The organism is Streptomyces virginiae (genome assembly GCF_041432505.1).
Lineage (GTDB): Bacteria > Actinomycetota > Actinomycetes > Streptomycetales > Streptomycetaceae > Streptomyces > Streptomyces virginiae_A.
In genome coordinates this window covers 1,684,732-1,696,625 of the sequence record NZ_CP107871.1, presented here as the reverse complement: position 1 = coordinate 1,696,625, position 11,894 = coordinate 1,684,732, and the positions used below count along the sequence as shown (strand labels likewise).

The window sequence follows — 11,894 nt, the reverse complement described above, 5'->3', positions numbered from 1 at the left end:
GTCCCGGACGACCACCCGCCGGTTCCGGCGATGACGTCCATGGGAGACTGCTGCGGTGACGGCCCCAACTGACTCGCGTGACCGACGCCCGCGCAAAACGGCCCGCCGGCGGGTCGTGGACACTCGCCGGCGGGACGAACTGCTGCGTCAGGCCGAGGCGATCATCCTGGCCGAAGGCTTCACCGCGGTGACCATGGATGAGCTCACCCAGCGGCTCGGATGCTCCAAGGCGACGCTGTACAGCCTGGCCTCCACGAAGGAACAGCTGGTACTGGCGGTCACCCGCGCCTTCTTCCGGGCCGTGACGGCCGAGATCGAGCAGGCCGTCCAGGCCGAGCCCGACCCCCGGCAGCGCATCCGGGTCTACCTCGCCGGCATCGGCACGGCCATGCGCCGTCACTCCAACGCCTTCTACGACGACATGGTGGGTTACGAACCGACCGCACAGATCTACCGCAAGAACTCCGCTGCCGCCGCGCACCGGGTCCACCAAATGATCGAGGAAGGCGTACAAACTGGCGTCTTCCGCGCGCTCAACGGACACTTCGCCGCCCAGGTCGTGGCAGTGACCATCGACGCACTCCAGTCGGGGGCCCTTCTGGAGAGCACCGGCCTGACCGCAGGCGACGCTTTCTCCGAACTCGGGGACCTCCTGCTGGACGGCCTCAGTGCGGGGCAGGGCGCGCCCGGATAGGAACGTGACAGACAGGGCTAAGGGCCTGCAGATTATCAAGGTGTTGCTTCCCGACCTGGGGCTCGTTGGTCTGGTATGCGCATCCCGGACGAGACCCGTATCGAACTCTCCGCGAAGATTGCGGTGTTGTTCCCGCATCTGGACTAAGGCCTGTCTGATAATTGATCTTGTGGCAGGGCGAGGCGAGTTGACGGAAGCGGCGTGGGAGCGGATAGAGCCCTTGTTGCCGCAGGTGGACGGGCGTGGTCGGCCGTGGCGTGATCACCGGCAGGTGGTCAATGGTGTGCTGTGGCGGTTGCGGACCGGGGCTCCATGGCGTGACCTGCCGGAGCGGTATGGGCCGTGGCAGACCGTCTACGAGCGGTTCGCCCGCTGGGAGGCGGATGGTACGTGGGCGAGGCTGTTGGAGCATGTGCAGGTCCGCGACGACGCGGTGGGCCGGGTGGAGTGGACCGTCGCCGTCGACTCCACGGTCAACCGGGCCTACCAGCATGCCGCCGGCGCAGGTAAAAAGGGGCCGCAGACGGGGACGAACTGGAAGATCCGGGCCGCTCGCAGACGCGCCAGGCCCTCGGCCGGTCCCGAGGCGGGCTGACCACCAAGGTCCACCTCGCCGTCGACGGCCGGGGCCTGCCCCTGTCCATCGTGCTCACGCCTGGCAACGTCAACGACGCCACCGCCTTCGGTCAGGTCCTCGACGGGATCCGCGTTCCGAGAGCCGACACCGGCCGCCCGCGCACGACACCGACCCGAGTCCTGGGCGACAAGGCCTACTCCAGCCGGGCGATCCGGCACCTGCTGCGGCGCCGCGGCATCGCCGTCACGATCCCCGAGCGCCGCGACCAAGCGGCCAACCGTCGGCGCCGAGGGCGCCACGGCGGCCGACCGCCCGCGTTCGACAAGGAGGCCTACCGCGACCGCAACGTCGTCGAACGATGCTTCGCACGCCTCAAGCAATTCCGCGCGATCGCGACCAGGTTCGACAAGCTCGCCGACCGCTACCGTGCCGGAGTCGTCCTGGCCTCGCTGATCCTCTGGCTCCGCCAACCAGCCCGTGATCATTTGTCAGACACGGCCTAGCGGCAGCGACGGCTGTTGATGGGGGCCGAGGCCCGGCTGCTGGGGCATGGTGGCATCCGCGCTGTCGCTCGGGCGGCCCAGGTCAGTGAGACGACGGTCCGCGATGGTGTGTTCGAGCTGGAATCCGGCGACGAGCCGTTGGGACGGGTCGGGCGTCCCGGCGGAGGACGCAAACGAGTCGCCGACCTGGACCCGGGTGTGCGGCCGGCACTGCTCGCGCTGGTCGAGCCCGATGAGAGGGGCGATCCGATGTCGCCGCTGCGGTGGACTGTGAAATCGACCCGTACGCTCGCGGCGGAGCTGGTGCGGGCCGGGCACCGGATCAGCGCCGCTACCGTGGGCGACCTGCTGCGGGAAGAGGGCTTCAGCCTGCAGGCGAACGCAAAGACGCTCGAGGGCAATCAGCACCCGGACCGGGATGCCCAGTTCCGCTACCTCAACGAGCAAGCCCGCAACCACCGGGACGCCGGCCAGCCGGTCATCAGCGTGGACACCAAGAAGAAGGAACGCGTCGGCGAGTTCAAGAACAGCGGCCGCCAGTGGCGTCCCGTCGGCGAGCCCGTCCCGGTCGGCGTCCACGACTTCGCCGACCCGCAGCTGGGCAAAGCCGTCCCCTGTGGGATCTACGACCTGACCGCGAACACCGGCTGGGTCAACGTCGGCACCGATCACGACACCGCCGCGTTCGCAGTGGAATCGATCCGCCGCTGGTGGCACGGCCAGGGCCAGGCCAGTTACCCGCAGGCGACACGGCTGCTGATCACCGCCGACGCCGGCGGATCCAACGGCTACCGCACCCGGGTCTGGAAGCTCCAGCTGGCCCAGCTCGCTTCCGAAACCGCTCTACCGATGTTCGCCTAGACCGGACCAGGGGCACCTGATCCTGGCTGCGGTGGCTAATGTCCTCGCGGGGCGAGGACCCGGATGACGCCGGTGGTGTCGGCGGACTCGCGGAGCTGGAGGTTTTCAAGTTCGAGCACCTGGATCACTCGCACGAGTTGGGCGGTTTGGGCGGCCTGCGCGTCCCGGTCGGCTCGAAGTCGTGAGACCTGCTTCCGCAGCGTGTCGTTATCGGCCTTCAGGCTGTCGGCGATCTTGGGGCGGACGTCCTGGGCTCGGACGAGGGCGTAGAAGAGGTCTCTGAGGCCGGTGTGCTTGTGGGTCAGCTTGTTGCGTCTGAGCCCTGCCTCGGCGGCCAGCGACTTCACGGTCAGTTGTCCGTCGGAGCGGCACGGAACACCGATGAGGAGCCGGATCATGGCGTCGGTGATCGCTCTGATCTCGTCCGCATCCACTGTGGTACTCGGGGCGGTGAGCGCAGCGCTCTGGGCCAGGACAGCTCCAACGGTCTGTGCGATGGCGGCCGCCATCGGTACTGGGGCAGAGGCGTCCTGCCCGCTCGCTGGGTCTGCTGTGATCTCGTGCGCGCCGGTCATGGGGGTGTTCATGAGCCCGTCCCGTTCACGCCGGCTCCGTCGGCCGTGCGGCCTCGTGGTTGTCGATGATCAGGCGTAGAGCAGCAGTGCGCTGCAGTTTGCGTGAACGCAGGGGAAGCGGGTCGAACCCATCAGCGAGCTCTCTCTCGATCCGTGTGATCTCCCGGCGTGCCCGTTCCATGTGCGTGTCGGTGCGTGAGACGTTGCCGCAGGAGGGATTGCAGCGGCTGGGGCTGGGCGTCTTCTGCGCCGCTGCGCCGGGCCGGCCGCGTTCGGGGTCGCACAGCGCCTTGAACGCGTCGTAGTTGCAGGCGAGCAGGGCCGCATCTGTATCGTGGATCTGGAGGCGAGGGTTGCTCCTCAGCGCGGTGAGCTGCGCCTTGGAGGCGAAGGCGCCGTCGTACGCATGGTGGTGGTATTGGGTAGCCGCCGCGCGGTAGCGGTCGGCAGCTGGACCGCTGACCGTCTCGCCCGACTGGATGCGCTCGCTGGCTTCGGCAAGCGCGTCCGCCATGGCGATGCCCTGCTCGAAGTCCAGGACGTCCAGCATGTCGGCCGTGGTCCGGCCGCCGTAGGACTCGGCCAGGGATGCGCCGACGTGGCCGTACTGCAGGCCGAGCGCGATGCGTCCACCGGGCTGGCGGTAGATGAACCAGGCCACCGTACGGCGGAAGCGTCGAAGTGTGACATCACCGTCCGGATCGGTGGGGATGATCTCGTGAGGCCGCTCCAGGATGGCGGCCTGCTCGTTCGCCCAGGCGATGAACCTCTTGATCCAGTGCGTGACCGTGTCGCTGGACAGCCCGCGCGCGAGATACCCGGCAGCGCGGTGATGCGGGCTGATGGTTCGGGGAAGCAGCAGCTGCTCGTCGGAGAGGTTCTCCAGCACCTGGATGGCCCGGTGGACTACTTCGATCACGGTCCAGGGGTCGGGGCGGATTTCCCCCTCCAGTCGTGTGTTGCCCTCGTGATCGGTGACGCCCTTGAAGTGACGGCCGGCAACGCGGTAGCGGACGGTGCCGTCGGCGCGTTCTTCCCTGGTCGCACAACCGCGTTCCAGGTGCAGAACCTCGGCGGGCCGCATCCCGGACAGGTAGGCGATGACCACGGTGGCGGCCGTAGCCAGATGCACCGTCAGCGCCCGCACTTCGCTGTGGTCGATGCTGTGGGTCCACGCCTTTCCATCGACGGCCGCGGTGATCGGTGTGGGCAGGGCGGCACCGTCTGCGAACTTTAGTCCGACCAGCGGCTCAGGGCCGCCGCGAAGGAAATCCTGCACTTGGCCTGTGGTGACCGCGAGGAGTCCTGCGATGAAGCGGACGTTCGCGGCGGGCCCACTCGTGTCCCATCGCGCGCTCACAGCTCGAGTGGACCGTCCTCTGTATGCCGGGATGCCCTCACCGCTCGCCCGTAGTTGGCGCATGTAGGCGCGAAGGCGGTCCCGGCCGTCCCTCGGAGCCGAGCCCGGCGGCACCACGGCGGCCTCGAGCCGCTGCCATTCCCGGCGGGCGGCCAGGACGTCGGGTGCCAGGTCCAGGACCATGCGAAGGGCCCACACGAGCAGGGGTGACATCGTCGCCGGGTGGATGACCGGTGTGCGGTTCTCTCCGCGAGCGGGCCCGTTGCTGGAGTCGGTGAAGTCACCGGGCGCACTCGCCGGCTCTGCCCACGGCGGCATCACCAGGCGGTCGCCGGGGAGCATGAAGGGCGCGTATGCCCAGGCACGAGTCAGGGCGAACAGGACCCGCTCGTCCGCACCCGCGCCCTTCCTGTCCGTCAGGGTGGTGGCGAAATGCTCAAGGTCCTCACGGCTCACGCGGTCGAGACGGGTAATTGAGCGCCGGTCGGCCCAATCGGCGAAGTTCTGCCAGGATCGGACTGTGAGGATCATCGTCGCCGGCGTGACCACCGAGCGGGTCACTGAGGCGCGCTGGTCCATCAGGGCAGGCGGCGTGGGAATGTGCACCAAGGCCCAGGCCAGGCGCTTGAAGGATGCCCGAAGCGGGGCCGGGAACGTGCTCCACCGGATTGCGGAACTACGTGTGGTCTCGCGCTGGTCGAGGTAGGCGAACTGCCAGCGGTCGTCGGCAAACCGCGGCAGGACCTCCATCTCGACACCCCGCCGTACTCGCGCGGGCGGGAACACCAGGGCGGTGGGTGGCGGATCGACCAGGCCGGGGCCCGCCAGCGCAGAGCCGGATGAGCGTGTCACGGGTCCAGCTTCCTCTCAAGCATCGCGTCGATCAGTTCCCGATCCGACCCGGTGAGCCGGCCCAGAAGAGCGGGCCAGGCCCGCTCGACGGTGTGCTCGGCCAGGAGATCACCCACCCGGGCGTGGTGCTCCTTCCAGTCGGCCATCCACACGGCCGGCGCCACCGCCGACCGCAGCGCCTCCAACGCCTTGAACAGGTAGACGATCCGTGGGAGGTGGCGCCCGGTGGCGAGCGCATTGGGGCAGGCGAAGCACAGGAGGAAGGACACCGAGCAGGGGCCGTCGGTGCTGAAGGGGCTGTGGTCGAAGTCCTGGCACGCCCCGACAGCCGTATCGAGATCGCCCGAGACGAACTGCCGGGCGGCCTCCAGCGTGATGCCCACCTGGCCCTGGACAGCGTGGGCCTGGCACTCCGGGTCGCCGCCGTCCACGGTGACGACCCTCATCCTGACGTGAGCGCGTGCCTGTTCCACCGCCTTGGTCAGCCCGGCAGCCACCGCGGTCGGGGAGTCCTCGATGACCCGACGGTCTCGCCGCACGTACGCGTCGTCGTGGACCTTCCGGGTGTTGTTGTGAGGAGCGCCGATGACGACCTCCACCGAATGCCGCAGCTTGCGGGCGCCGATACCCGGTGGCAGGGCTACGCCGCGGGCACCCATGAGTTCGCACCAGTCCACGATCGCGTGCTCAAGCCCCGTGGACCCATCGTTGAACATCTCCCCCCGGTGCAGACCCCGCGACCACAACAGGGCCCTGCTCGGCCGGCCAAGCCCCGCCAACGTGATCCGGACCTGCTCGGTCATGTCAACGACCTGCCGCAAGGCCCACCCTGCAGTGTCCTCACCGACGTTGACCAGGTTGTTCGTACTGTGCCGCAGCCGGGAGCCACGCCGTGCCTTGTCCGTCTCGACGCGCTGGACCACCGGCTCCGCGGTGTCCCCGTCTCCGTTCGGCCACACAGACGGAACCTCCATTGCCGCGAGCACCGACAGGTTCCATGCCTCGTGGCAGATCAGCAGCACCGCGGCCGCGCCCTTTTCCACGACCGTCGGGAAGAGAGCAGAGATGCCCTGGTGGTAGCGGCCGGGCGGCACGAAGCGGCGGGCCAGTTCCCGCCGGACGGGATGGGGCGGGTACCCGCTCGGTGTCCTTGGGAAGTCGCCGTCGCGGCTGAGGATGTCCAGCAGCTCACCCCATGGCCAGTCCTTGTCCCCGTCGGTCATTTCGCCGGACCGCCAGCGCTCCAGCAGGCGGGCGTTGCTCGTGATCCGGAGGCGGGCAGTCCGAACGGTCCGTGCTGCCTCGTCCCGGATCATCAGCAGTTCGGTGCGGGAGAAGCTCTCCTTGGGCGCGGCCTTGCGGACCCAGCGGCTTCGAACGGACATCGCCGCGAGCGTAGCCGCCGGCAGTGAAGGCACCTGGCGCAGGACGGCACCGAGCATCCGCCTGGTTTCGATTGCGTCCACCCACCTGTTCCAGATACCTGCGCTGATCTCGCCAACGTGTCCGATGGTCTTCCCATACTCCTTTTCCAGATGCCTCAGGAACTGGCGGACCACCTTGGCGTGGGTGTCGCAGCTGGCCGCGCTGGTCCAGGCCCTGGCGGCGCGGGCGAAGCCGGCCGCCAGTTCCCGCCTGATCTCCAGCGATCCCGGACACTGAGTGAAGTTGTAGGTGCCCAGGTCCTGGCCGGCGGGTCCCAGCGGGGTACAGATCAGTCCGGAGGCATCGACGGTGCTCCGGCGCCGGTAGTCCGCAGGCGGCAGGGTCGCCTTGCCCCTCCCTCGCGTCACACGGCGTCCAAGATCAGGCCGGTTCGCCGGGCCAGTTCGCTCAGCATCAGGTCGTTCACCGGATGGTCCTCATCGTTGAGCAGCGTCTCCAGCTGGAGCCCGCGGACCGGCTCTAGGTAGATGGCCTTCGTAGTCTCCTCCGACAGGTGTCCGAGCAGGTCCTTCACCATCGACCAGACCGTCCCATAAGCCTCCTCGTACCGGCGCCGTTCACCGGGCGTCAGTCCCAGACGCCGGTCCAGTGCATGGTTGAGGGCCAGAAGCATCCGCAAGGCCATGGAGTGGCGCAGCATGTGCGGGGTCGCGAACACCGTGAGCCCCATCGCCGCACATCGTTCGCTAGCCCGTTCGAAGGTCTTGGTCCAGCTGCGGTAGGCCATCGGCATGCCCGACTCGGTCAGCCACACCATGGCCGGCTCCAGCCCGTCAGCCGCGCGGACGAAGAGCTTCATGCGCTGGCGGACATTCAGCTTGTCCAGGTGGGCCTGGCCGAGTCTGCCGTCGGGCTCCGACCAGCGAGCGATCCGCCGGCGCGTGACCTCTTCCAGGATCCGCTTGTCCGGCACCTGCTCGTACAGTCCCCGCATTTGAGCCCGCCTTACGGCCTGGGCCCGCGTGGACAGCCGGTAGTACTCCACCGTCCGTAGCGCGCCGTGGCTGGCGTAGAAGGTACGGCCGGCGCGCTTTGCGACAGCCGTTCCCACTTTGCCGGCGTAGTACCGCCGGTCAGTCAGCTCTGGCAGCTCCGCGAGGAGCAGCGTTCCGCCCTCCCTGCGCCGGAGCCCGGAGGAGTACACGAGATCCGCGTACGACGTGTCCCGGGCGTCGTTGCGGCCCGGCCAGCTCGGATTCTCCAGACCATCCGAAAGCAGCCCGCCCAGACCAACGTCCCGCCACAGCCTGTAGGCCCGTGGCGTCAGCCACTTCACGTCCGAGCCGCGCACATCAGCGGGAGCCAGCTCCGCCGACTCCACCATAGTTCCGTCCGGCAGGACGAACGACCTCAGAAGCACCGGACTGTCCGCGACGAACCTCAGCTTCCTCGCGATGTCATAGAGCAAGCGCAGAGCCGCAAGTTCCTTGCCCCACGTTGACCCCGTGATCGTGTTCCGGTTGCCCAGCCCTCGCAAACGCCAGTCCTCCCAGTCCTCCAGGTCCTCTGGGGTTGCTTCGTCCCAGTTAAGGCCCCGCTGCCACAGGAAGGTGAAGAACACGCGGTAGCAGGGGGCATACGTCTGCCGAGTCCCCTCGGACTTCCGAGCGAAGTAGTGCGACTTGAAAATCCGGCTCAGCCGCGGGTCGACCCGTCCCGCAGGCGAAAGAAGGATTGGCTGCCCCGTACGAATCCCTAGCTGGCTCTCGCGCGCTGCGAGACCCTCCCAGCCGTCAAGAACACCAGCTTCTGACGCCGGCGCCACAACGTCCGCGCCGGTCCAGAACAGCTGCCACTCGTCCACAACGCACGCCTCACGTACGGCAACACGACCTCTGACAACACGGTCACCGTAGACAGAAGGCGCCTTTGCCACCGATCTGGGATAGCGGTCCGCGGTGCGCATCGCCCTCACTGGTGATCTTGAAGATGTCCAGGGTGGTCCCGGGATGTTGGGTACGGAACGTCTCGGCGAAGCGGCCGGTCTGTTCCATCGCCATTGGGCTGGGCCGGGTGCCGAGTCGGATGGTCTGGGTTGCGAGGGGGCTCATGGTGCGGTTCTCCGGTCTGGACGGGTCAGCGGCTGTAGGGGTGGGCGAGTGCGGCCTGAAGGGTCTGTTTGGGGGTGAGGGCGTTGGTGTCGATCACGTGCCCGGCGTCGTGCAGCCACTCGGCCGCGGCCTGCTCGTAGTCGTGGGCGCGTCGGCGTCGGTGGGAGCGGACGGCCTCGCTGCGCGCGCCGTCGGGGTACTCCTGGCTCGCGGCGATCCGGGCTTCGAGCTGCCGTGGATCAGCGTGGAGCACCAGGTGGTGGACCTCGGTGCTGAGTTCGCGGAGTGGCCTGAGGATCTCGTCCGCGTATGCCCGTTTGAGTACAGTCATCGGGACGATGACCGTCCCGCCGGTCAGCTGGTAGAGCTCGATGATGAGCTGCACGGTCAGCCGCCGCCACGCGGGATAGTCCTGGTAGTCGCGCACGCGCAGGGCGTGGCCGGCCATGCTCTTGCGCAGGAGGGAGCCGACATCCTCTGGGTCCGCGACCACTGATCCGGCCAGTGCCTCGCGCAGACCGGTCGCCAGGGTCGACTTCCCGGCCCCGAATGGCCCGTTGATCCAGACGATCACCGCTCCTCCGCATCCGCCCCTACGTGCACCGCTCGTTCAACGGGTGCCGGGAGGAGGCCGTCACGCCCCGCCCACTGGAACACCATCCGGGACAGCGGGCGGTCCAGGACGTCACCGGGCGGCAGTCGGTGGTCCGGGGTTCCGGCAGGGTGGACGCTCAGAGCCGGATCGGGGTTCGCCCGCACGTTCTGGTCCCAGGCCCTGACCGTGTCCACCAGCCGCTCGGCGAGCTGCGGGCCCTGCTCGCCGAAGGCGTGCACGACGAACTCCCACTCGCTGTCCTTCGGGGTGACTCCGCGGCGGGTCTGGACGTGGATGAGGTAGGCGATCGACCGGTCCCCGAGGATCGCCGGCGCGTCGGACCCCTTCGCGATCAGGGTGATCCCCGCGCCCTTATCGACGTGGGCGGCCAGCCGACAGAACCCCGCCAGGGTCGTAGCCGCGTACAGCTGAAGGCCCCCGAAGTAGAACTCGCCGCTCACAACCAGCCCCGTGCCCACCTCGTGGCGTGGCCCTCGCAACGCGTCCTCGAGCCCCTGCGTCGGCTGGGGCGCGCCGTCCTCGAAGCGGAGCTGCAGCTCACCGTCGAGAAGGTCGACAACGGGAACGGTCCGCGCGTGTTCGCCTTGTGCGTGCACGAAGCCGCAGTGCGTGAACTTACGGGCGTGGAGGACATCCCCGTCGCGTTGGAAGCTGACCGCACGGGTGTAGCCGTGGATCTCCAGGGGGAGGACCAGATATCCGCCTTCGGCGAGCTGCTCGCGCCATGCAGGTGCGATCTGCCAGACGCTGTAGGTGATGATGCTGCCGTCGAATCCGCCGCGGGGAACGAGCCAGGCCGGGGCTCCGATCGCTGCGTCGCCCTGGAACGCGGTGACCTGCCCGCTGTAGGCTTCTGCGGTGAATCGCTGTGCGCGGCGCACGACGTACGGGTCGATGTCGCCGGTGACTACCGACCCTGTGGGTCCGACGACGTGGGAGATGAAGGCGGCGTTGCAGCCGCCCGATCCCGCCTCGTAGACGTGCCCGCCTTCCGGCAGGTGCAGGCTTTCGACCATGTCGGTGTGGAGCCAGGCCGCCGATACCGAGCTGGTGCTCCGCCCGGCCTCATCGCGGCGGGTGCTGATGCACAAGTCGTCGTCGTAGGCGGTCTTGAGATCCTTCTCCGGCGCGTACCGGTGCCTGGCCATCTCGTGAAGGGCCTCCTGCACGCGCTTCGAGGGCGCCCACCCGCCTGCGATGATCTTGGCCGCCATGGAGTGGCGCAGCCGGACGGCTTCGGCGGGCTCGCCGGGCACCGGGGGGTGGGTGGTGGCGAGCGGGTAGGAGTGGACCGGGGGCAGGCCCGGGATGATGCCGGGCCAGATCGCGTCCAGGGCCTGGGCGGCCGGGGCGAAGACGGGCCCGATGCGGGCGAGGGTGTGCAGGTCGTGGAACTCGGCTCGTTCGAAGAGGTTCGGTTCCGGGTTGGTGAGGGTGCCGGAGAACGCGGTGACGCGTACGACCGCGGTCAGCCTGGGCACGCCGTGGCTGTCGTCGGCAAGCATCGTCACCACGTACGCGTCCGAGGGCGAGGCGATCAGCCCGCACTCCTCCTCCAGCTCACGGACGGCAGCAGAGGCGAAATCCTCCGATCCGGTCGGCTTGCCGCCAGGGAGTTCCCACATCCCTCGGGTGGACCTGGCGAGGAGGACGCGTCCGGCCTCGTCGGTGACGACGGCGAGGGCGCCGGTCAACGCGTGTCCGGTCGGCTGCCCCTTCTCCACTGCCGTGGTCGGGGTGGGGCAGGGGCCGCGCAGGACCAAGACGGCGAGCCCTTCCGCGTCCAGCTGCTCTGTCTGCTTCCAGCCCTCGGTCAGAACGCGGATCTCGCTCTCGTCGAGGGCGATGTTCCTCCGCTCCTCGGGGGTGTTCTCCGCGGTGGGGGTGATGATCACGAGGGCGCCTTCGGGCCGCAGGCGCTCGCCCAGCTGGTGCAGGACGCGGCTTCGCCCCGAGACGAACGGCACGACGAGGCGCAGGGTGATCAGGTCGTACCCGTCGGGGTGCAGATCGACAGGGTCACCGTTCTCGATGTCCAGCCCAATCCAGCGCACACCCTCCACGCCAGGGTGCTCTTGCCGGGCGTGGTCGAGCGCGCTGTCGGCGAAGTCGGTGGCGTCCACCGTGTAGCCGAGGGACGCCAGGTAGACCGCGAGCTCACCCTTCCCGGTGCCCACATCGAGAGCCCGGCCGCCTTCCTGTGGAGCCGGGACATGCTCGGCGAGAAGAGCCCGCTCGACGTCACCGAGAAGCCTGAACCCCTTCCCCTGCGCGTAGTGCTGCTCCCACTCCGCGCGAACCACGTACCCCACAGCGGTGCTCCTCAACTCGTATAGGCCATCAGATAGCTCGTGTCTTG

General features: G+C 68.6%; 9 protein-coding genes and 1 pseudogene. 3 read left to right on the top strand and 7 right to left on the bottom strand.

Going from position 1 to position 11,894, the window contains the following annotated elements:
- The first annotated feature begins 115 nt into the window (after window positions 1–115).
- The 3 genes and pseudogenes from OG624_RS07950 to OG624_RS07940 form a co-directional block, all read left to right on the top strand.
- On the top strand, window positions 116–694 hold the full coding sequence (locus OG624_RS07950; RefSeq protein WP_266447290.1) for a TetR/AcrR family transcriptional regulator: 579 nt from the start codon (window positions 116–118) through the stop codon (window positions 692–694).
- Between the two features lie 169 nt (window positions 695–863).
- A protein-coding gene (locus OG624_RS07945; RefSeq protein ID WP_106971281.1) for an IS5 family transposase occupies window positions 864–1,774 on the top strand; the annotation gives its coding sequence in 2 pieces (ribosomal slippage) (window positions 864–1,218 and window positions 1,218–1,774; 912 coding nt in all).
- A 12-nt stretch (window positions 1,775–1,786) separates the two neighbouring features.
- A pseudogene (locus OG624_RS07940) lies at window positions 1,787–2,620 on the top strand (ISAzo13 family transposase); the annotation flags it as partial.
- Window positions 2,621–2,670: 50 nt separating this feature from the next.
- On the opposite strand, the gene OG624_RS07935 reads toward OG624_RS07940, so the two are convergent.
- From OG624_RS07935 to fxlM, 7 genes are all read right to left on the bottom strand, one after another.
- Window positions 2,671–3,210 carry a hypothetical protein gene (locus OG624_RS07935; RefSeq protein WP_208869298.1) on the bottom strand — a complete coding sequence of 180 codons (540 nt, stop codon included), beginning with the start codon at window positions 3,208–3,210 and terminating at the stop codon, window positions 2,671–2,673.
- Window positions 3,211–3,235: 25 nt separating this feature from the next.
- Window positions 3,236–5,422, bottom strand: coding sequence for a hypothetical protein (locus OG624_RS07930; RefSeq protein ID WP_371639263.1), 2,187 nt, complete (start codon window positions 5,420–5,422; stop codon window positions 3,236–3,238).
- Window positions 5,419–6,807, bottom strand: coding sequence for a hypothetical protein (locus tag OG624_RS07925; protein WP_158711738.1), 1,389 nt, complete (start codon window positions 6,805–6,807; stop codon window positions 5,419–5,421). The genes OG624_RS07930 and OG624_RS07925 overlap by 4 nt, the downstream gene beginning before the upstream one ends.
- 404 nt (window positions 6,808–7,211) lie before the next feature.
- Complete coding sequence (locus tag OG624_RS07920) at window positions 7,212–8,672, bottom strand: site-specific integrase (RefSeq protein WP_051762651.1); 1,461 nt, start codon at window positions 8,670–8,672, stop codon at window positions 7,212–7,214.
- A gap of 43 nt (window positions 8,673–8,715) precedes the next feature.
- On the bottom strand, window positions 8,716–8,919 hold the full coding sequence (locus OG624_RS07915) for a hypothetical protein (RefSeq protein ID WP_328971571.1): 204 nt from the start codon (window positions 8,917–8,919) through the stop codon (window positions 8,716–8,718).
- A gap of 25 nt (window positions 8,920–8,944) precedes the next feature.
- Window positions 8,945–9,493: an AAA family ATPase gene (locus tag OG624_RS07910; protein WP_328971572.1), complete on the bottom strand. Its 549-nt coding sequence runs from the start codon at window positions 9,491–9,493 to the stop codon at window positions 8,945–8,947.
- A complete protein-coding gene (gene fxlM / locus OG624_RS07905) occupies window positions 9,490–11,847 on the bottom strand; it encodes a methyltransferase, FxLD system (protein ID WP_328971573.1) in 2,358 nt (785 codons plus the stop codon). Before fxlM ends, OG624_RS07910 begins: the two co-directional genes overlap by 4 nt.
- Window positions 11,848–11,894: the final 47 nt, after the last annotated feature.

Bases quoted from the DNA above. Each gene is read 5' to 3' on its own strand.
- OG624_RS07935 (WP_208869298.1), bottom strand. From the start codon at position 3,210: ATGACCGGCGCGCACGAGATCACAGCAGACCCAGCGAGCGGGCAGGAC.
- OG624_RS07925 (WP_158711738.1), bottom strand. From the start codon at position 6,807: ATGTCCGTTCGAAGCCGCTGGGTCCGCAAGGCCGCGCCCAAGGAGAGC.
- OG624_RS07915 (WP_328971571.1), bottom strand. From the start codon at position 8,919: ATGAGCCCCCTCGCAACCCAGACCATCCGACTCGGCACCCGGCCCAGC.